Annotated in this window: 17 protein-coding genes; 5 read left to right on the top strand and 12 right to left on the bottom strand. The window is 65.5% G+C overall.

What is annotated here, in order from left to right; all coding sequences use genetic code 11:
* The first annotated feature begins 431 nt into the window (after positions 1 to 431).
* Positions 432 to 5,900, top strand: coding sequence for an ATP-binding protein (locus tag CH289_RS16475; protein WP_094728175.1), 5,469 nt, complete (start codon positions 432 to 434; stop codon positions 5,898 to 5,900).
* A gap of 146 nt (positions 5,901 to 6,046) precedes the next feature.
* On the opposite strand, the gene CH289_RS16470 is transcribed toward CH289_RS16475, so the two are convergent.
* The 10 genes from CH289_RS16470 to CH289_RS28765 form a co-directional block, all read right to left on the bottom strand.
* Positions 6,047 to 7,267 (bottom strand): glycerate kinase family protein, encoded by a 1,221-nt coding sequence (locus tag CH289_RS16470; RefSeq protein ID WP_033188091.1) that lies wholly within the window; start codon positions 7,265 to 7,267, stop codon positions 6,047 to 6,049.
* A gap of 28 nt (positions 7,268 to 7,295) precedes the next feature.
* The gene (locus CH289_RS16465) at positions 7,296 to 8,795 is read right to left on the bottom strand and encodes an SLC13 family permease (RefSeq protein ID WP_033188090.1); all 1,500 of its coding nucleotides are present in this window, start codon (positions 8,793 to 8,795) and stop codon (positions 7,296 to 7,298) included.
* Positions 8,792 to 9,451, bottom strand: coding sequence for a response regulator transcription factor (locus CH289_RS16460; protein ID WP_019665284.1), 660 nt, complete (start codon positions 9,449 to 9,451; stop codon positions 8,792 to 8,794). The genes CH289_RS16465 and CH289_RS16460 overlap by 4 nt, the downstream gene beginning before the upstream one ends.
* On the bottom strand, positions 9,448 to 10,977 hold the full coding sequence (locus tag CH289_RS16455) for an ATP-binding protein (RefSeq protein ID WP_256977261.1): 1,530 nt from the start codon (positions 10,975 to 10,977) through the stop codon (positions 9,448 to 9,450). Before CH289_RS16455 ends, CH289_RS16460 begins: the two co-directional genes overlap by 4 nt.
* Complete coding sequence (locus CH289_RS16450; protein ID WP_019665286.1) at positions 10,967 to 11,311, bottom strand: hypothetical protein; 345 nt, start codon at positions 11,309 to 11,311, stop codon at positions 10,967 to 10,969. Before CH289_RS16450 ends, CH289_RS16455 begins: the two co-directional genes overlap by 11 nt.
* A 95-nt stretch (positions 11,312 to 11,406) precedes the next feature.
* Entirely contained in the window at positions 11,407 to 12,303 is an 897-nt protein-coding gene (locus tag CH289_RS16445; protein WP_094728174.1) for a pseudouridine synthase, read from the bottom strand.
* Positions 12,296 to 13,138, bottom strand: coding sequence for an oxygen-dependent tRNA uridine(34) hydroxylase TrhO (gene trhO, locus CH289_RS16440; RefSeq protein ID WP_020113064.1), 843 nt, complete (start codon positions 13,136 to 13,138; stop codon positions 12,296 to 12,298). Before trhO ends, CH289_RS16445 begins: the two co-directional genes overlap by 8 nt.
* Before the next feature lie 92 nt (positions 13,139 to 13,230).
* On the bottom strand, positions 13,231 to 14,901 hold the full coding sequence (locus tag CH289_RS16435; RefSeq protein WP_094713710.1) for an alkaline phosphatase D family protein: 1,671 nt from the start codon (positions 14,899 to 14,901) through the stop codon (positions 13,231 to 13,233).
* A gap of 62 nt (positions 14,902 to 14,963) precedes the next feature.
* Positions 14,964 to 15,704, bottom strand: coding sequence for a GNAT family N-acetyltransferase (locus CH289_RS16430; protein ID WP_019665290.1), 741 nt, complete (start codon positions 15,702 to 15,704; stop codon positions 14,964 to 14,966).
* A gap of 52 nt (positions 15,705 to 15,756) precedes the next feature.
* Complete coding sequence (locus CH289_RS28765) at positions 15,757 to 15,891, bottom strand: ParA family protein (protein WP_143545090.1); 135 nt, start codon at positions 15,889 to 15,891, stop codon at positions 15,757 to 15,759.
* A gap of 57 nt (positions 15,892 to 15,948) precedes the next feature.
* On the opposite strand from CH289_RS28765, the gene CH289_RS16425 reads away from it, so the two are divergent.
* Together CH289_RS16425 and CH289_RS16420 are read left to right on the top strand one after the other, a co-directional pair.
* Positions 15,949 to 17,427 (top strand): cryptochrome/photolyase family protein, encoded by a 1,479-nt coding sequence (locus tag CH289_RS16425; RefSeq protein ID WP_019665292.1) that lies wholly within the window; start codon positions 15,949 to 15,951, stop codon positions 17,425 to 17,427.
* 35 nt (positions 17,428 to 17,462) lie between these two features.
* Positions 17,463 to 17,930, top strand: coding sequence for a GbsR/MarR family transcriptional regulator (locus CH289_RS16420; protein ID WP_020113066.1), 468 nt, complete (start codon positions 17,463 to 17,465; stop codon positions 17,928 to 17,930).
* A gap of 5 nt (positions 17,931 to 17,935) precedes the next feature.
* On the opposite strand, the gene CH289_RS16415 is transcribed toward CH289_RS16420, so the two are convergent.
* Entirely contained in the window at positions 17,936 to 18,958 is a 1,023-nt protein-coding gene (locus CH289_RS16415; protein ID WP_094728186.1) for an iron-siderophore ABC transporter substrate-binding protein, read from the bottom strand.
* Between the two features lie 72 nt (positions 18,959 to 19,030).
* On the opposite strand from CH289_RS16415, the gene CH289_RS16410 reads away from it, so the two are divergent.
* Both CH289_RS16410 and CH289_RS16405 read left to right on the top strand, forming a co-directional pair.
* The gene (locus CH289_RS16410) at positions 19,031 to 19,852 is read left to right on the top strand and encodes an SDR family NAD(P)-dependent oxidoreductase (RefSeq protein ID WP_019665295.1); all 822 of its coding nucleotides are present in this window, start codon (positions 19,031 to 19,033) and stop codon (positions 19,850 to 19,852) included.
* A complete protein-coding gene (locus tag CH289_RS16405) occupies positions 19,849 to 20,349 on the top strand; it encodes an SRPBCC family protein (protein WP_019665296.1) in 501 nt (166 codons plus the stop codon). Before CH289_RS16410 ends, CH289_RS16405 begins: the two co-directional genes overlap by 4 nt.
* Here the strand turns inward: CH289_RS16405 and CH289_RS16400 are convergent.
* Positions 20,331 to 20,981 (bottom strand): TetR/AcrR family transcriptional regulator, encoded by a 651-nt coding sequence (locus tag CH289_RS16400; RefSeq protein ID WP_019665297.1) that lies wholly within the window; start codon positions 20,979 to 20,981, stop codon positions 20,331 to 20,333. The genes CH289_RS16405 and CH289_RS16400 overlap by 19 nt on opposite strands.
* Positions 20,982 to 21,026: the final 45 nt, after the last annotated feature.

The raw sequence follows: 21,026 nt of genomic DNA, 5'->3' as shown, positions 1-21,026 counted from the left end.
TGCCAACGCTACTCGCCAGTATGCCGTCAAGTCTTCCGTGACAATTCATAGAGGAATCGCGAATAGCTCGTGAAATGCCCTGCGGTGGTTGAGGTTTGAACAACGCGATATCTGTCACATCCACCGAGTCGGAAGTTGACATCGCAAACGTGCTGTGAGCGGCTAGAATAAGTCGACATTCAGACAGGCCCATCCGATATCGACGGGCCACGAGTACAAGCCGTCGAGATCGGAGAATCGGGCGTGGTCGCCACCGCAAGGACACATCGGCACAGTGTGACCACCCAACAGCACCGTTCGACCGACCACGACGAAGCAGATTCCCCGAATCGGCCCTGGCGCCGACCGAAGATCTGATAGAACCCGACGGGCTCGAAAAGTAGTGCCCGACGTGAGACAGACCGAGTTCACCCGAGACGAAGAGAGACACGTTGTTCAAGCGGATTGCAGTAGTCAACAGAGGCGAGGCGGCAGTACGCCTGATCAGGGCCGTCAAGGAACTCAACGCAGAGCACGACTACGGCATCCGGACGGTCGCGCTGCACACCGAAGCAGAGCGTCGGGCCATGTTCGTGCGCCAAGCCGACGAGGCCGTCACCCTGGGTAAGCCCGCGTCCGGTTCCGCCTACCTCGACTACGAGGTGCTCGAGGCCGCCCTCGTCGAGTCCGGCGCGGACGCGGTGTGGGTCGGATGGGGATTCGTCGCCGAGGACCCGGCGTTCGCCGACATCGTCGCTCGCTTGAACATCACCTTCATCGGTCCGTCGTCCAGCGCGATGCGCCTGCTCGGCGACAAGGTCGAAGCCAAGCTCCTCGCCGAGAAAGTCGGCGTCCCCGTGGCACCGTGGTCCGGCGGACCCGTCGAGACCCGCGCCGACGCTCGTCGTCACGCCCAGGCGATCGGCTACCCGCTGATCATCAAAGCCCGCTCCGGTGGTGGTGGCCGCGGCATCCGCAAGGTCTTCCACGAGGACGAACTCGAACTCGCACTCGAGCGCACCCAGGGCGAGGCCGAGCGTTCCTTCGGTGACCCGGTCGTGTTCATCGAACGTCTCGTCACCGACGCCCGCCACGTCGAGGTTCAGGTCATCGCCGACAACCACGGCAATGTCTGGGCTCCGGGCGTACGCGACTGCTCGATCCAGCGCCGCAACCAGAAGGTCATCGAAGAGTCCAGCTCGCCGCTGCTGACTAAGGAACAGTCCGACCACCTGCGGTCCGTGTCCGCCGAACTCGTCCGCGCAGCCGAATACGCAGGCGCAGGCACGGTCGAGTACCTGTACCAGCCCGAGCAGAAGATCTTCACGTTCCTCGAGGTCAACACTCGACTGCAGGTCGAGCACCCGATCACCGAGTACACCACCGGAATCGACCTGGTGAAGCTGCAGATTCTCGTCGCGGGCGGCCACCGCCTCGAAGGAGACTGCCCAGCCGAGTTCGGTCACGCCGTCGAGGCACGCCTGAACGCCGAGGACGCCGACAACGGCTTCGCACCGGCACCGGGCAGCGTCGAACTGCTCAAGTTCCCGCTCGGCACCGGCATCCGCGTCGACACCGGTATCGCCCAGGGCGACGTCATTCCCCCGGACTACGACTCCATGGTCGCCAAGGTCATCGCCTGGGGCCGCGATCGCAGCGAGGCCTTCGCCCGCCTGCGCAACGCACTGCGCGAGACCACCGTCGTCATCGACGGCGGTACCACCACCAAGTCGTTCCTGCTCGGCCTGCTCGACAAGGAAGAGGTCATCACCGCCTCCGCCGACACCGGCTGGCTCGACCGCACCGACGCAGGCACCCCCGCAGGCCCGACGGCCACAGCCGACATCGCGATCATCGCCGCGGCCATCGACGCATACGACGCCGAGGAAGCACACGAACGTGCGTCGTTCCTCACCTCAGCCCGCGGCGGACGCCCCCGCGCCAGCCACACCGTCGGCCGTACCGTGGAACTGAGCTACCAGGGTCAGGCCTACAAGCTGACCGTCGGCCAGACCGGACCGCACAGCTACCGCGTCGACGGTGACAGCGGAGACCTGCAGGTCGATGTCGAACGCCTCGGCGCATACGAGAGCCGACTCGTCCTCGGTGGCCGCCGATACTCCGTCGTGACCGTCGCGCAGGCCGCGCACTTCCTCGTCGAGGTCGACGGCATCAGCCACCAGATCAGCCAGGACGAGGCGGGCCTCGTCCGCGCCCCCGCACCTGCCGTCGTCGTCGCAGTCCCCGTCGCCGTGGGTGACGACGTGGAGGCAGGGCAGACCCTCGTCGTACTCGAATCCATGAAGATGGAAACCGCGGTCCGCTCCCCCTACGCCGGCAAGGTCCGCGAGGTACTCGCCTCGGTCAACGGCCAGGTCGACTCCGGCGCCGCGTTGCTGCGTGTCGACCAGGCAGGCGAGCAGAAGGCCGCCAGCCAGACGGCACGGGTGGAATTCCGCACGGCGGACCTCGCATCCGGTGCGTCGGCGAGCTGCCAGGCGCTGGGCGTACTCGAGGAACTGTCTGCCCTGATTACCGGATTCGACGTCAGCGCATCGCGTGCGCGCACCCTGCTGACCGAGTACGAAACCCTGCGTGCCGACGTTCCACGCGACGACCGCAGCGTCGTCGATGCAGAATTGGTTCTGCTCAACACCTTCGCCGACATCTGCGAGCTCTCCCGTAATCGTCCGACGATGGACGAGGAGAACACCGACGAGCGTGTCCATTCCCCGCGTGAGCACTTCCACTCGTTCCTCGGCTCACTCGACGCCGACGTCCAAGGACTGCCGGATGCGTTCCGCAGCAAGCTCTCTCGTGCACTTCGACACTACGACGCAGGCGATCTGGAACGCGGCCCCGAGCTCGAAGAGGCCGTCTACCGCGTCTTCCTCGCACTCCAACGCATCGAGAACCAGGTTCCCGTCGTCGCTGCTCTGCTGGACCACTGGTTGACCGACTCCGCTGCCCAGCAAGCCAGCGAATCCGCGATCGGCGACGTGCTCGAGCGACTCATCGTCGCCACCCAGGCTCGCTACCCGGTCATCGGCGACGTCGCCCGCAACCTACGGTTCCGGTTGTTCGACGCCCCGCAGATCGCACGTGCACGCGACCAGGTCTACGACGGAGTTCGCGGCAGCCTGCAGTACCTCGCCGAGAACCCCGACGCCCACGATTACGCGGCACGTATCGACGCATTGGTCTCGACGCCGGAACCACTGATCGACCTCCTCGCATCCCGTATCGAGAACCCCGGCGCCCTGCTCGAGGTCATCACCAGGCAGTTCTACGAGATCCGCACGCTCGAGGACGTCAAGGCGTTCGACCGTGAAGGCAAGCACTTCGTCACCGGCAACTTCGAACTCGCCGGTGAGCGTCTCCACTTGGTCTCCACCGCAACGTCGTTCGCGGAACTGCGCGCGACTCTCGACGCCATCGACGACATCGCAGGCCCCACCCCCGAGCACCTCGCCGTCGACCTCTACCTCTCCTGGCCCGACGCTCCCGCCGACGGCGACGAGATCTCGTCGACCATTCACGCCGTGCTGTCCGAGCATCCCCGCACACGTGGATGGCGTCGCATCACCATCACCGTCTGCGGCGACGACGTTCGCAACGTGACGTTCCGCCGACCCAACGTCGACGGCTCCGAACCGCTCGCCGAGGACATCGTCATCCGCGACATGCACCCGCTCACCGGGCAGCGACTGGATCTGTGGCGCCTGAAGAACTTCGACGGCAAGCGTCTGCCTGCCACTCCGGGGACGTACCTCTTCCAGCTCAAGGCGAAAGAGAACCCGTCCGACGAGCGCCTCATGGCTCTCGCCGAAATCCGCGGTGTCACCACCCAACTCGACGAGAACGGCGAAGTCGTCGCCGTCCCCGAAATCGAGCGCACCGTCGCAGCATGCCTCGACGGCATCCGTCGATTCCAGGCACAGCGCGGAAAGAAGCGCCTCGACGCCAACCGCGTCACCCTCTACGTCTGGCCCGTGCTCGACGTACCCGAGGACCGCCTGGCGACCATCGCACGCCACATCGCGCCGTCAACCATCGGCGCAGGCCTGGAAGAGATCACGCTGATCGCGCGCCTCAAGGATGGCGTCAACTCCGTCCCCCGCGACGTCGCGATCCGCTTCTCCTACCGCTCCGGCGCAGGCATCGTCGCCAAGGTCACCGACAAGCCGACCGAGCCGCTGCGCCCGATCGACGAGTACACCCAGAAGGTTCAGCGTTCGCAGGCACGCGGCACCGTGTACCCGTACGAGCTGATCCCTCTGCTGACCGAAGCAGGCGGAACGTTCACCGAATACGACTTCGACGAAGCAGGCACGTTCGGCGCCGTCGACCGTCCGTACGGAAAGAACAAGGCGGGCATCATCGCCGGCGTCGTCACCACACCGAGCGAGCGCTACCCCGAAGGCATCACCCGCGTCGCCCTGTTCGGTGACCCGACCAAGGCGCTCGGCACCGTCGCCGAAGCAGAATGCTCCCGCATCGTCGCCGCCATCGACCTCGCCGAGAAGATCGCCGCACCCGTCGAATGGTTCGCCCTGTCCTCCGGCGCCACCATCTCGATGGCCACCGGAACCGAGAACATGGACTGGGTCTCGCGCGGCCTGCGCCGGATCATCACGTTCACCCAGGGCGGCGGCGAGATCAACATCATCGTCGCAGGCATCAACGTCGGCGCCCAGCCGTACTGGAACGCCGAGGCGACCATGCTCGCCCACACCAAGGGCATCCTCGTGATGACCCCGGACAGCGCCATGGTGCTCACCGGCAAGCAGTCCCTGGACTACTCCGGTGGAGTCTCCGCCGAAGACAACTTCGGCATCGGTGGCTACGACCGCGTCATGGGACCGAACGGCCAGGCCCAGTACTGGGCACCGAACCTGCGTGCCGCCGTGGAAGTTCTGTTCGCGCATTACGACCACGCATACGCGCTGCCCGGCGAACGCTTCCCACGCCGCGCCGTCACCGCCGACCCGACCGACCGCGACGTGCGCAGCTACCCGCACGTGCACCCGTCGAGCGACTTCACCACCGTCGGCGACATCTTCTCCAGCGCAACCAACCCGGACCGCAAGAAGCCGTTCGACATCCGCACCGTCATGCGCGCCGTCGTCGACCAGGATCACTCGGTCCTCGAGCGCTGGGCCGACATGGCCGACGCCGACACCTCCGTCGTCTTCGATGCACACCTCGCCGGAATCCCCGTCTCGGTCATCGGCATCGAATCCCGGGCCATCCCCCGTAAGGGCTGGTTCCCCGCCGACGGACCGGACCAGTGGACGTCGGGCACGTTGTTCCCGAGCTCGTCGAAGAAGACCGCACGAGCCATCAACGCCGCCAGCGGATCACGTCCGATCGTGGTGCTGGCCAACCTGTCCGGCTTCGACGGCTCACCCGAGTCGCTGCGCAACATCCAGCTCGAATACGGCGCCGAAATCGGAAGGGCCATCGTCAACTTCGACGGACCCATCGTGTTCTGCGTCGTCTCCCGCTACCACGGCGGCGCATTCGTGGTGTTCTCCGGAGCACTCAACGACAACATGGAAGTTCTCGCCGTCGAAGGCTCCTTCGCCTCCGTCCTCGGTGGTGCACCCGCCGCAGCCGTCGTCTTCACCCGCGACGTCAACGCCCGCACCGCAGCCGACGACGCGGTGAAGGAACTCGAAGCCCGGCTCACCGCAGCCGACACCGACGCCGAACGCGCACACCTACGCGTCGAACTGGCCTCGACCAAGGCCGACGTCCGCAACGCCAAACTCGGCGAAGTCGCCGCGGAATTCGAAGCAATCCACAACATCCAGCGAGCACAACAAGTCGGATCCGTGGACCACATCGTCCCCGCCGCCGAACTGCGACCACAAATCATCGCAGCCATCGAACGAGGCATCGCCCGCGCACAGGCATAACCTCCAACCGCTGCGCCCCCTGACCAACGGTCAGGGGGCGCAGTCGTGTCCGGGCTGGCCTCCATTTTCCGGACCGAACGTGACGTTCGGTCACTTGGAGTGACCGAACGGTTCATTCGGTCCCACCCAAAGGGGGTGCGCGGCGGCTAGGCGGCACCCTTGCGTCGTTTGCCACCGGACCGTGCGGAGACGGCGCCGCCGAGGAGAATCATCCGCATCGTTCGCTCCGCTGCATCGGTGAGCAGGGACTCGCCATTGGCTACGGCTTCGGCCAGGGGCATGGGGACCGTGATGATCGATGCGATGGCTGCGATGCCGACGTCGTGGACAGCCGGCGCACCCTGTCCCAGCGATCCTGCCAGCGCGATGAGAGGTACGCCGAGTCGTTGGCAGCGCCGCGCCACTTCGGCGGGGACTTTGCCTTTCGGGGTCTGGAAGTCGATCGACCCTTCGGCGGTGATCACCAGGTCCGCCTTGCGAATTCGGCGGTCGAGGTCGATTCCGGACAGTCCCGAATCGAGAAGGGCGTCGAATCGAGACCGGAGGGCGGCCCCGACACCGGCTGCGAGACCGGCGCCCAGCCCTCCCGACGCTCCTGTACCGAGGCCGTGCCGGATGTCGCCGTCGTGGACTCCGTCGCGTTCGAGGACGTCGGCCCAGTTGTCCAGGGCCTCGGACAAGCGTTCCACCTGCGTCGTGGACGCGCCCTTCTGTGGCCCGAACACGCGTGCCACCCCGCCCGAACCGCACAGGACGTTGTGCGGGTTGCAGGCCAACACCACTTCCACGTCGGCCAACCTCGGATGTAGTCCGCTCCGGTCGATCGACACGGCTCGGGTCAGTTCGTTTCCTCCGAGGCCGATCTCGATCCCCTCGGCGTCGAGAATCCGAGCACCGAGCGCCTGCAGTGCTCCGGCCCCACCGTCGCACGTCCCGGAATCCCCACAGCCGACGAGAATCTGCTCGGCCCCGGCGTCGAGTGCGGCCGCAATGAGCTGCCCGACGCCGTACGTCGTCGTCGCCCCCGGGTCACGCATGTCGGCCGGTACGAGTGAAAGCCCAGCGGCAGCGGCCATTTCGACGACGGCGACGCCGGTCGCCGAACCACCGAGGGTTGCCCACTGCGCGGTCACCGCCTGTCCGACGGGTCCCGTCACCACCGCGTCGTGCAGTTGTCCTCGCGTCGCGGCGGCCAGAGTGCGTGCAGTGCCTTCCCCGCCGTCGGCGATCGGCGCGGTGTCGACGCGCACCCCGGGCAGTACGCGTCGCACACCTGCAGCGATGGCGGTCGCCACCGACTCTGCGCACAGGCTTTCCTTGAAACCGCTGGGAGCAACGAGAATTCTCTGCGGGACGCGATTGGACATGGGGGTTCTCCTCTGGGGACGTGGACGATCAGGAATGCAGGGACAGCCCGAGTGCGGGCCAGACCCACAACGCGCAGGCGAGGATCAGCGCCACCGATACCGGAGCGAGGGCAGCGGACATCCGAAGCAGATGTGATCCGGAGTAGCCGGGGACGGTGTCCGAGGCAGCGAACATGGCAACCGGCTTGGCAGAACTGGTGAGAGTCAGACAGAATCCCGCGGCGGCGGTCGATGCGAATGCCGCTGCAGCAGGATCGATTCCGAAGGCAGGTGCCGTGGCGATCACGATGGGGACGAGCACCGCGGACCGAGCCGAACGCGATTGGATCACCAAGTGGGACACCAGCGACACCAGAACGACGACCACCACGAACGACGTGGCTGCCGACCCGCCCATTCCACGAACCGGGCCGAACGCAAGGTCGGCGAACCACTGGGCGGCACCGCTGGTGGTCAGGGCGACACCCAGACACAGCGTCGCCGCCATGAACAGCAACAGCGACCACGGAATGGTCTTGAGCGCGGCAGGCAGCGTGGTAGCACCCAGGCGCGGAGCCGCCGCCAACAGCGCTCCGATCATCGCCACGATCGCCGGGTCGATGCCATGCAGCGGTTCACTCGACCACAGCACGATCACGACGCCGAGCAACGCGACGAGCCGACGCTGCGGCCTGGTGAGGGGTGCGGCCGAGCTGACACCGAATGCGTTCGTGCTCAGCGTGATCGGATGTGCACGCTCGGATCGGTCGGTGAAGAGCGACAGCGCGATCTCGGCCGCAATGTGGGACCACACGATCGCCAGAGGAAGACCGAGGAGGATCCACTGCAGAAAGCCGATTCCCGAGCCCGTGGCGGTCCGCAGGATTTCGCTGGTGATCAAATGCGCTCCTGCACCGAGCAGTGAACCGACGGCCGAGAACAGGATCACCGACGGAAATACGATCGCCAAGGCCAGCACCAATTTCGGACGGTGCCGCAGGACCGCGGCCAACGCCAGGAACACCGGGAGTGCGAGGGCGGCCCGCCCCGACGTCGCTGGAATCGCGTAGGTGGTGACGAGCAGAACGATGGTCACGAGGTGGACGAGTTGGCGCGGAGTGCGTGCCGCGGACAACACCCGCGCGGCGACCCACGACGCCAGTCCGCTCGCCGTGACTGCTGCGGCGATGACGAAGGATCCGACCAACAGCCAGATAACGGTGTCGCCCAGGGTGCCGGTGAACGTCTCGGCGTCGACCGGACCTGCCAGGACCAGAGTGAGTGCCGCGCCGAGAGCGACGTACGTGTCGTCCACCGGCGCGAAAATCCACATCCACACCGCGACGAGGAAGACAAGCACCGTGACCGTTCCGTCGAACGAGAGGTCCCCGGCGACACCGGCGAACACCACGCGAACGCAGAGAAGCAGGACGACGACACCGCTGAGCGCAATGGGCAGCGTCGGCGCGGGGATCCGCATCCTCGGGCGACTGGGCCCGGTGCGGCCGAGCTTGGTGGGCGGGGTTGTTGCGAAACGTGTCTCGGTCATCGCAATCGATATCCCATGCCGCGCACCGTCTCCACACGCTCGGCACCGATCTTCGAGCGCAGCGCCCGAACGTAGACGTCGACGACGTTGGACGCAGGATCGAAATCGTAACCCCACACCTGACCCAGAATTTGCTCCCGGGAGAGCACCTGATCGGCGTGTCTGAGAAAGACTTCGAGCAACGCGAACTCACGTGCCGTCAGATCGACCACCCGATCGCCGATCTGCGCTCGGCGAGACCGCAGGTCCAAGCTCAGATCCCGCAGCACCAGCGACGACTCCGCACCGATCGACACGTCGTCCTGCAATCTCAAGCGCACGCGTGCAAGCAATTCCGCGAACTGGAACGGCTTGGTCATGTAATCGTTCGCGCCGCCTTCGAGTCCGGCCACGGTGTCTCGGACACTGTCACGGGCCGTCAGGACGACGACCGGAGTGCTCACGCCCTCACCCCGAAGTTGACGAAGAACAGTGAAGCCGTCCATCGACGGGAGCCCGATGTCGAGCACCACCATGTCGAACCCGCCCTCGCGGGCCATCATGAGCGCCGTCTCACCGTCGGCGACATGCTCGGTGCTGTATCCAGCGGCGCGCAGGCCCTTTCCGACGAACGACGCAATGTGCACATCGTCCTCGGCGATGAGTATGCGGCTCATGAGATCTCCTTCGTGGCGGTGTCGTCGTACTGTTGTTCGGTGATGACGGTGTGTCCCGGGCTCGGCAGGTCGAGGCCGAAGGTCGCGCCCTCGCCGTGCACACTGCGCACCCAGGCGGACCCGCCGTGCGCGTCGGCGATGGCTCGGACGATGGCCAAGCCGAGTCCCGCACCCGAGCGCTGCTGCGGCGTCGTCCGATCGGCCGGAGACCCTCGCTGAAATCGTTCGAAGATCAGCGGCGCGTCCTCGGGCCGGACACCGGGGCCGTCGTCGGTGATCCACAACGAGAAGACCCTTCCGTCTCCGTCGCCGTCGAAGCGCGACCCCAGCCGGATTCGAGACCCGACCGCGGTGTGTCCCACCGCGTTGGCGGCCATCTGCACCATCGCCTGCGTCACACGTTCCGCGTCGAGACTGCACGTTCCCTCCGCGACCTCCATCAGCAACCACTGCCGATCGCCGATCGTCTGCACTTTCGACTCGATGTCGAGGACCAACTGAGCTACGTCCACGGTCTTGCGGACGACGAAGTCCGGTTGCTCCGCCTTCGCCAGCATGAGCAGATCGCTGACGATCCGGCCCATTCGTCCGAGCTCGCTGTCCACCAACGCCAACGTCTTGCGCCGCTCGTCGGGGTCATCGGACATCAGCTCGAGGTGCCCGCGGACGATCGTGATGGGGGTCCGCAATTCGTGGCCGGCGTCGTCGACGAACTGGCGTTGCGTCGTGTAGGCGCTCTCGAGCCGATCCAGCATCGCGTTGAACGTCTCGGCGAGGTCGGCGATGTCGTCACGACCGTGCACCGGCACCCGCGCGGTCAGATCCGTCTCACCGATTTCCGCGGCAACGGTACGCACGGTGCGCACCGGTGCCAGGATGCGGCCTGCCACCAGATACGCGACGCCTGCCGTGAGCGACAATCCGACGATGCCGACGAGAGCCATCGTCTGCATCGTGCGGCCCACGAGGTCGCGTCCGGACTTGGTGAACACCGCAACGAACAACGTTCCGCCCGTCCCGGCGACGTCGTCGACATCGACTCGTCCCCAGCGCATCTGACCCGACACCGTCTCGATGACGCCGGCAGGCTGCGCCGAGTCGATCGACGAACGCACCAGTCCCGGATCCTGCATCAACGCGTCCGGGACATCCCCACGAGGTTGTCCGACGACGTCGTTGCCGACGACTCCGATCATCACCTCACCGAGGCTGGGCGACTGCCGCGCCAGATAGACCTCGAGCAGCCGCTCGACGGACACGAACGGGCGCGTCGTCGTCGGGTCGACGCCTTCCGCGGCGAACGTCCTGAACTCGTCTGCCTCCTGCACGATGTCGTCGTTGGCTCGCACGTCGACGTCACGCAGCAGCAGATTACGAGCCGTGACCAGAACGACGACCAGAAGCAGAAGCGTCGTCAGCATGATCCAGGCCGTGATCTTCCAGCGAGCCGGAAGGGAGGATCCGCGCCTGGTCACTGCAGTCGAATCGGGAGCAGTCGAGTCGGGAGCTGTCGTATCAGTCGTCATCGTCGTCCCCACCGTCGTCGCCGTCGTCGTCCCAGTCGTCGTCGTACGGAATCACCGGTGCCTGAGGAGCCGGCGCGGGAGCCTGGGGAGCAGGCGCTGGGGCTGGGGCAGGGGCAGGCGGCGGTGGCGGCAGCTCGGTCGGCGGCTGCGGGGCCGGCTGGGTCGTGGTCGGCTGGGTCGCAGTCGGCTGGGTTGCAGTCGGTACGACGCTCACCACCACCGGCGCCGGATCCAACTCCGGATCAGGGGCGCGGGTGAGGAGGAAACTTGCCGCCAAGACGAACGCGACGGCTGCGAGTATCGCGCCGACGGCGAGCGGTCGGGAGGAGTGCATGGGTAGAACTATGCCGGGAATCCATGACGTACCCATGAGACGCACATGAAGGTTTCTTCATCTGCGTCTTGTTCTTGCGGCGGCTCGACCCCGGCTCAGCCCGCGAGGGTCCGCCGGCTCACGAATCTGCGACGCCCACCGGTGATGGGGTCGTCGAACTCCACCGCACGGGCGAGCAGCTGCAACGGCGAGTCGAAATCGTCGGCTGCAGTCCGGGTGTAGATCGGATAATAGGAGTCGCCCTTGATGGGAATACCCAACGAGGACAGGTGAATCCGAAGCTGATGAGTACGGCCGGTGTGCGGGAAGAGCCGGTAGCGAGCAGTGTCACCGAACCGTTCGACGAGTTCGATGCGGGTCTCGCTGTTGGGCTCCCCCGGTTCCTCGCGGGCGACCATCACACCGTGATCCTTCAGAATCCGGCTGCGCACCACCCGGGGGAATTCCAGAGACGGATCGAATCCAGCGACTGCCTCGTACTCCTTGAGCACTGCCCGCGAGGAGAACAGTTCCTGGTACGGACGCCGAAGCTCCCGCGAGCGGGTGAAGATCAACACTCCTGCCGTCGCTCTGTCCAGACGATGAGCGGGCGTCAGGTCCTCGCAACCGAGGATGCGACGCAGTCTGACGGTCGCGGTCTCGGTGACGTGCATTCCGCGAGGAATCGTCGCGAGGAAATGCGGTTTGTCGACGACGACGATGCCCTCCGCGTCGTACAGAACGTCGAGCTCGAACGGCACCGGAGTCTCGGGTGCCGGCACGCGATGGAAGTGGACGAACCTCCCTGGTGCGTAACGACTCTCGACGGTCCAAGGCCGAGCCTTCTCGTCGACCACCTCGCCGCCGGTCAACATCGTCACCCAGTCGTCTCCGGGATGCTCACGCTGCAGGTAGTCGAGAACGAGTACGGACGAGTCGTCGTGCGGAAGGCGGATTCTCAACGGCGCGAGACCGTCCCGATACGGCAGAGGAGGCTGTGAATGCTCAGGCACAGTCCACGCATACCAAGCGAAGGCCCCGCCCGTCGTCGCCGTCGAAATCCTGATATCTCGAGGTCGGGTTGCTGCACACCGTGCATCTCCCGATCACCTCGGTGTGGTCGGAGAAGTCGACCGTCATCCGCTTGTCGAACACGTACAACGATCCTTCCCACAATGCATCGTCGCCGAAAGTCTCTGCGTACCGGACGATTCCACCGTCGATCTGGTAGACCTCCTCGAATCCGCGGGAACGCATGAGTGACGACAGCACCTCGCAGCGGACGCCGCCCGTGCAGTACGTGACCACCGGGCTGGACTTCAGGTGATCGAACTCGCCCGAGTCCAGTTGCGCCACGAAATCCCGCGTCGTCTCCACATCCGGGACGACGGCGTTCTTGAACTTGCCGATCTGCGCTTCGAACGCATTGCGGCCGTCGAAGAACACAACGTCATCGCCGCGCTCGGCAACCAGATCGTTGACCTGCTGCGGACTGAGGTGCACTCCCCCGCCCACCACGCCGTTCTCGTCGACCTTCAACTCCTCCGGCGCCCCGAACGTGACGATCTCCGGCCGAACCTTCACCGACAGGCGCGGAAAATCGTCCCCCAGCCCCTCCGACCACTTGATGTCGGCTGCCTTGAACGGTGCATAGCTTCGGGTGCCGCGGACATACTTCTTGACGTCCTCCACATCACCGCCGACCGTCGCATTGATGCCGTGCTCCGAAATCAGAATGCGCCCGGTGAGGTTGTTCGACGCTGCCAAGGTGTGCTGCCACAGCCGAATCGCCTCGGGATCCGGCAGCGGAGTGAACACGTAGAACAGCACAATCTTCGGTACAGCCATGGTTCAAGTATGCCGCCCGTGGTGACCGAACGGCACATTCGCTCACTCAGAGTGACCGAACGGTACGTTCGGTCCGAAAAAAGAGGGGTCGGCTAGCGGACGGGGAGTGGAGCGGGGTCGACGCGGGCGATGCCGTCGCCGACGGTGAAGCCTGCTGCCCAGGACACTCCGGTGAGCGGGTCCTCCTTGGCGTCGAGGAACCAGTGGTCCATCTGGACGCCCGACGGGGTGACGTCGAAGACTCCGAACCCGTGGCTGTCCAGTTCGACGTATCGGATGTGTCGGTTCAGGGTGGTCAGCGCGGCCTCCGCGACTCGGCCCAGGGTATGCGGCGGGGTCTTGGTGAGGTCGTCGACGTTGGCCGAGGACACGGAGGTGACGACGAGCTCCGTCGCGACGCCACCGGTTTCGAAGTAGCGGGCAGCGTCCTGAGGGATGTCGCATGCCCAGGCGGAGTGGATGTCGCCGGTGATGAAGACGGTGTTGTTCACGCCGTTGTCCGCGATGGCGGCGAGCAGCTTCTTGCGGTCGGCGGTGTAGCCGTCCCAGGGGTCGGCCATGTAGGGCACTCCGCCTTCGGGGATGCCGAGCAGCCCGGTCAACGCCCGCGCAGCTTCGCTTTCGAGCGGCGGGACCAGCACCGGGGTGATCATGACGGGATTGCCGACGATCTTCCAGCGGGTCGGTGAGCTGATCAGGCCGTCGGTGAGCCACTGCATCTGGTCTGCGCCGGTGATGGTGCGGTTGGGTGAATCGACCTCGGCTCCCGCCGTCGGCGAAACCTGTTTGGATCGGTAGGTCCGCAGGTCGAGCATCGACAACTCGAGCAGATTGCCGAAGCGGAGTCTGCGGTACAGGTGCCGATTCTGCGGTGTTCCCGCCGCTCGTACCGGCATCCACTCGTAGTAGGCCTGGACGGAGTTGGCCTTGCGGACGTTCCAAGGCCCTTCGGTCTCCGGCTGGTGGTTCTGGGCTCCGCCGTCGTAGGCGTCGTTCGCGCTTTCGTGGTCGTCCCAGGTGCAGATCCACGGCACCCCCAGATGCGCGGCCTGCAGGTCGGGGTCGCTCTTGTACTGGCCGTGCCTGGTCCGGTAGTCCGCGAGACTCACGATCTCGTGGACCGGATCGTGGACGCGGATGACGCCGTTCTTTCCGGCGAACTCTCCGGTGCGGTACTCGTAGATGTAATCGCCCAGGTGGATGATCGCGTCCAGATCGGTCCGCGTCGACAGATGTCGGTAGGCACCGAAGTACCCGGACTCCCAGTTGGAGCAGGACACGACACCGAACCTGATTCGCTCGACGTCCGCGTCGTTCGCCGGAGCCGTCGACGTCGTACCCACGACCGACTGCACACCCGCGGCGTCACCGTCGGCGATCTCGAAGCTGTAGTAGTACGTCGTCGACGCCGTCAGCCCGTCGACGTCCACCTTGACGGTGTGATCGACCCCGGCGTCGGTCGTCACAGCGCCGCTGCGGACGAGGTTCGTCAACTGAGCGTCGGTGGCCACGCGCCACCGCACGGTCGTGGCCGGGCCGAGGCCCGAGCCCGGGGTTGCACCGGGCTCCGGAGTGACACGAGTCCAGAGAATCACCGCATCCGGCGTCGGATCCCCCGACGCGACGCCGTGCTGGAACGGTACGAAATCCTCACCCTGAGCGTGCGCCACGGCAGGCAACGCCGACGCTGCCCCCGCAGCTGCGAGCGCAACCGTCGACGATCGAAGAAACCCTCGTCTGGACACGCCCTCGTTCACGATCACCGAGCCAGTTCATGCGAACTTCGGGCCCCGGTCAAGTCGGGCTGGCCACAGCGGCGGAAAATTCACCGATCCGTTGCCGGTGTGCGTACCCGAGTGACATACGAACGCTTGCGCAGCTTGAAACCGAGCGTCTCGTAGAGGCTGATCGCCGTCACGTTCGACGCGAGAGCGTGCAGGAACGGGGTCTCGCCGCGGTCGACGATGCCTGCACCGACGTCGCGCACCAACCTCGTGGCCAGACCTCGACCACGAAAGGCCGGGTCCGTGCAGACAGCACTGATCTCGGTCCATCCCGGCGGGTGAAGTCGCTCTCCCGCCATCGCGACCAGACGACCGTCGACCCGAATTCCGACGTACCGACCCATCTCGACGGTCCGGATGCGGTACGGGCCGGGGTTGGTGCGGCCGACGAGATCGAGGATGTCCGGGACGTCGTCGGCGCCGAGGACGACGGCGTCGGGGTCGTGGTCGACGGCGAGCGCGGACCCGTCGAGTTGCACCGAATCGAACCCGCCGACGACCTCCCACCCTGCCGGTACCTCGTGACCGAACCCTCGGACCGAGGTCTCCTCACCGGGACCGACTATGCCGGCCAGGTCGTCCCAGTCCTGTGTCGACAGCTGCTGTGGGTGCCCGAGGTGTCCCGCGACATCAGGGTGATAGCGACCGATTCGGCCTCGCCACTGCGCGAAACGCGCATGCTCGCCGAGCAGCGCTTCCCGCACGGCGTCGTCGAGCGGATGTGCGCTCTCACGTACTGCTGATCCTGGATTCCGGGGTAGATCGACGGTCACGTCGACCAAGGCTAGGAGCCGCCGCTGCCTCCGTCACCGGTTGCGATCAGCAAGATTCTGACTACGGATACACACCGGCGGTCGCGATGATGCGCTCGGCCACGGCAGCAGTCGTCGTGGACTTCCCGACGCCGCCCTTCGTATCGATCGTGGCGATGACAGTCGCCAGTGCAGGCCACCTCCCTGTATCGCGCACAGTTCAGCACACAGCGAGCGGGTTTGCAGGCCTATGGATGGGAGCATTCTGCCGTGCATGAACTCCCCGCTCTGGCTGTTCGGCGATCAACTCGGTCCGCATTTCCATTCCACGCCGGACTTCCGTGACCGCGAGGTTCTGCTGATCGAGAGTGCACGCGTGCTCCGACGACGGCCTTTCCACCGGCAGAAGCTCCACCTGGTGCTGTCCGGGATGAGGCACCTGGCCGACGAGCTGGGAGACCGCGCGACCTATCTCAGAACCGAGACCTATCGGGAGGCGCTCGAACAGTTCGGCAAGCCCGTCGTGGTCTTCGAGCCGACATCGCACGCAGCCGAGGCCTTCGTCGACGGGTTGTTCCAGGAAGGTCTCGTCGAGGACGTGTTGCCGACGCCGATGTTCGCGCTGAGTCGAGCGGATTTCGCGGAGTGGGCAGGTAATCGTCACCAGTTCCGGATGGAAACCTTCTATCGCGATCAGAGGCGACGCTTCGAGATCCTGATGTCCGGTGACGAACCGGTGCAGGGTGTCTGGAATCTCGACGAGGAGAACCGTGAGCCACCACCGAAGAAGCAGGCGACGCTCGGCGTCGACCCGCCGTGGTGGCCGACCGAGGACGACATCGACGAGCAGGTACGCGCAGATCTGGACGCGATGGAGCTGGACACCGTCGGCAACGACGGCCCCCGACTGTTCGCGGTGACTGCAGCCGAGGCACGAAAGGCTTTGGAGCACTTCGTGTCCTACCGACTTCAGGACTTCGGCAAGTACGAGGACGCCGTGATGACGCAGGACTGGACGATGGCGCATTCGTTGTTGTCGGTGCCGCTGAACATGGGATTGCTCGAGCCGATCGACGTGGCGGAGGCCGCCGAGAAGGCCTGGCGCGACGGCGACGCGTCGCTGGCGTCGGTCGAGGGGTTCGTCCGGCAGATACTCGGATGGCGTGAGTACGTGTGGCATCTGTACTGGCACTTCGGACCCGAGTACATCGATCGGAACGAACTCGATGCTCACGTCCCGCTGCCGAAGTGGTTCACCGACCTCGACGGTGACGAGCCGATCGCCGCCTGCCTGGCGCACACACTGTCCGAACTCCGCGACCGCGGCTGGGTGCATCACATCCCGAGGTTGATGATCCTGGGCAACTTCGCACTGCAGCGCGGCTACGACCCTCGCGCCCTCACCGAGTGGTTCGCCACCGCCTTCGTCGACGGGTTCGCGTGGGTCATGCCCGTCAACGTCATCGGCATGAGCCAGCATGCCGACGGCGGTCTCATCGCCACGAAACCGTACGCATCCGGCGGCGCCTATCTGAACCGAATGACCGATCACTGCGGTGGATGCGAGTACAACCCCAAGAAGCGACTCGGGCGCGACGCGTGCCCGTTCACGGCCGGGTACTGGGCGTTCGTGCACCGCCATCGAGATCGGTTGTCTCACAACCACCGAACCGCACGCCAGGTGTCCTCGATGAACAGGTTGTCCGACCTCGACCAGGTCCTCGAGCAGGAGGCACAGCGAGAGGTATTCTGACACAATCGTTCCGTGCTGGAACGAGAGAATCATCGATGAACGACGGTCGATTCCCCGAGTGGTTCGTCGAGCGCTTCGCCGACTACTGGCAGTCCGGCGGGGCGTCGCGCATCGAGGGCAGGATCATGGGGTATCTGCTGATCGACGAGACACCGGGTGTGAGTGCTGCCGAACTCGCCGAGGCTCTGAACACCTCACGCGGATCGGTATCGAACTACATCCGACGCCTCATCACGCGCGGATTCGTCAAACAGGTTCGGCGACCGAAGGATCGGACGCACTACTACGTCATGGACGCGGACGTCTGGGGCGGATTCCTCGAAACCGAACATGCCTACCTCGAGAATCAGCGCGCACTGGCCACCGAAGCACTGAAATACGCCGACCCGAGCGGGCCGGCGTATCTCCGTGTGCTCAACATGCGTGACTACATGGGGTGGATCATCGACAACCGGATGCTGCGCAGCGAGTGGAATCGGTTCAAGGAAGAACGGGATTCCTAGCTCGGTCAACCCCGAGCGGGCAGCTTCGCGATGGCCTCGTCGATCATCGGGACGTATCGCTCGAGCGCCCACGGAACGGTCAGGGGGTTGATGATCGAGGAGCCCGTGACGAACGGCTGCTCGGTGGGCGCCACGACCGATCCGCGATTCACCGCGGGGATCTGGTTGTACGCCGGCTGCGCTTCGGTGTCGCTGCGGTTCTGCGCGTCCGAGTAGAACGTGTAGATCAGATCCGAATCGTTCAACAGGTTGGCGTTCTCGAGCCCGATGACCGCGGAATCGGTGCCCTCGGTCTCGTCGAGGGTGTAGACCACGGGATCGACCTGGAGTCCGAGTGCACGGACCATCGCGACCCGCTGCTCCTCCGCGAGGAACACACCGAGCGTGCCGGGGCCGGTGTTGTAGATGTAGGAGAACGAGACGTCCTCGTACTCCGGATGCGAGGCGGTGGCGTCGGCGAACCGGCTCTTGATCTTGTCGATCTCCTCCGCCGCGCGCTCCTGCTCACCCATGGCCTTGCCGATCACGGAGATCTGGTCTTCCCAGGTGATGGTCCACGGCTGCTCCTCGTACGCGACCACGGGAGCGAAGCCGTTGAGTGCGTCGAACTGCTGCTGCGTGATTCCCGACCACGGCGCCAGGATCAGATCCGGGTCGAGTGCGAGGATCGCCTCGATGTTCAGCTCGGTTCCGCCGGTGAACTGCTGCGGCAACCGGTCGTCGTCCAGCGCCTCGTCGATCCAGGGCAGATACCCGGAATCGTCACTTCCCCACGGATATTCCTCGACTCCGACGGGAACGGTGCCCAGTGCGATCGCCGTCTCGGCCGATCCCATGCCGAGCGTCACGATGCGTTCCGGTTTCTCGGTGATGACGGCTTGGCCGAGCGCGGAATCGATCGTGACGGCGGCGAAATCGCCCGAGGTGTCCGAGTCGGCGGGTTCGGTCGACCCACACCCAGCGAGAACCAACGCTGTAGCAACGAGTCCGGACAGCGCCGCAGCGCGCCGGCGAGAGGCGATGATCATCAATTGACCATAGGCTAACCTATCTCAAGTTTTCAAATCGAATGAAAGTTCACAGACGCTACGGTGGTGCACATGAGCCTTCCCCGTCCCGCTCCGGACCGCACTGCCGTCGTCACCGGCGCCTCGTCGGGCATCGGCGAAGCCATCGCACGCGAACTCGCCTCGCGGGGCCACGGCGTCACCCTCGTCGCGAGACGGGCGGAGAAGTTACGGGAGCTGGCGGACGAACTGAGCGCTCGGGTCCGCGTGGAGGTTCTTCCTGCCGATCTGTCGGTCAGGTCCGACCGGGCTGACCTGCTGCAGCGGATCGAGCACCTCGGGCTCGTCCCGGACATCCTCGTCAACAACGCGGGCCTGTCCACCCTCGGCCCCGTAGCCGCCTCGGATCCCGACGCCGAGCTGAACATGATCGAGGTCGACGTCGCGTCCGTCGCCGACCTGTGCAGTCGTTTCCTCCCCGGAATGACCGCTCGGCGACGCGGGGCCGTGCTCAACGTCGCCTCCACCGCAGCGTTCCAGCCGCTTCCCGGACAGGCCGGATACGGCGCCTGCAAAGCCTTCGTGCTCTCCTACACCCAGAGCCTGAGCGGCGAACTGAAAGGGACCGGTGTCACCGCGACGGCGTTGTGCCCCGGCCCCGTCGACACCGGTTTCGGCGAAGCCGCCGGATTCGCCAAGGAAGACGCCGAAGCAGCGTTGCCGCCCGTCATGTGGGTGTCTGCGGATGCCGTCGCGAAGACCGCCGTCGACGGAATGGCCAAGGGGCAGATGGTGGCGATCCCAGGACTGATCAACCGCGTCGCATCGATCTTCGCGGCAGTCACGCCGCGAACACTGCTGGTACCCGTCCTCGCCCGCAGCCATCCGGGCCTTCGAAAGGGAACGTCGTCATGACGCGCGAATTCACCGTCTCCGACAGCATCGTCGTCGACGCCACCGCCGAGGAACTGTACGACGCGATCAGCGACCCCACACACATGGGATCGTGGAGTCCCGAGAACCTCGGCGCCGTCGTGCTCGACCCGCGCGACTCCGCCTACGTGGGAATGCAATTCGACGGCCGCAACAAGCGGGGCCGGGCGCAGTGGGTGACACGCTCGACGGTGACCGTCGCCGACCCCGGGAAGACGTTCGAGTTTCGAGTCTTCGCGATCGGCGTGAAATCTCCTCGCCTGAAGGGCGCGAACGCGACGTGGCGATACGATTTCGAGCCCACGCCTCAGGGAACGAAAGTCACCGAAACCTGGACCGACGATCGTCGAAAATGGCCCGACGCAGTTGCATTCGTGTTCGACAAGATTGTCACGAGCGGCAAGACCTTCCCCGAGTTCCAGCGTCGTAACATCCGGAAGACGTTGCAGAACCTGCGAACTCACTTCGCCCGCAAGTAGCCGTCGAGGAGAAACTCGATGCCCTGCATGTAGAGATCCTTGGCGCTCGACTGCAGGTCGATCCCGGACGCAGCAACGAGATGCGGGAGCTCGGCGGCCCCGATCTGCTGCACGCGCACCGTCATCGGCGACGGATCGTCGGCAGCACGAGGCTGCGCCGACGCCAGGTTCAACACGGCGCCGAGAGTGTAGTTCCACAACCCTCGGTACATCACCATCGACTCCCCCGGGGTGAGACCGAGTTCCCCAGCCGCACCGAGCATTCGATCCACCAGCCACAATGCGCCCGCGCCGCCCCTGTTGCCGGTGCGCAACACGTCGGCGATCCAGCGATCGGCGACCAGCACGTCGAACACGTCTCCGATGAGCACCACGATTCGCCGACGCGGTTCCTGCGGCAGATCTATCGACGGGAACGACTCGGACACCTCGTCGAGCACGAGGGACAGAAGCTGCTCACGATCACCGACGTGCCGATAGATCGCCATGGGTGAGACGCCGACGTCGGCTGCAAGGGACCGCATGCTGAATCCGTCGATACCGCCGGCGTCGAGCTGAGCCTTCGCCGCGGCGACGATCTGCTCGCGAGAGACCGTCGGGGGACGCCCGAGGCGCGGGGTGCGTGTGCTCACCGTTTCAGTGAACCACGAGTCGACGGTGTTGCCATCCGAAACCGA

Origin of the sequence: Rhodococcus sp. RS1C4 (genome assembly GCF_002258225.1) — a bacterium.
Taxonomy (GTDB): domain Bacteria; phylum Actinomycetota; class Actinomycetes; order Mycobacteriales; family Mycobacteriaceae; genus Rhodococcoides; species Rhodococcoides fascians_E.
The sequence above is the reverse complement of the archived record's forward strand: the minus strand, read 5'-3'. Positions and strand labels throughout refer to the sequence as shown.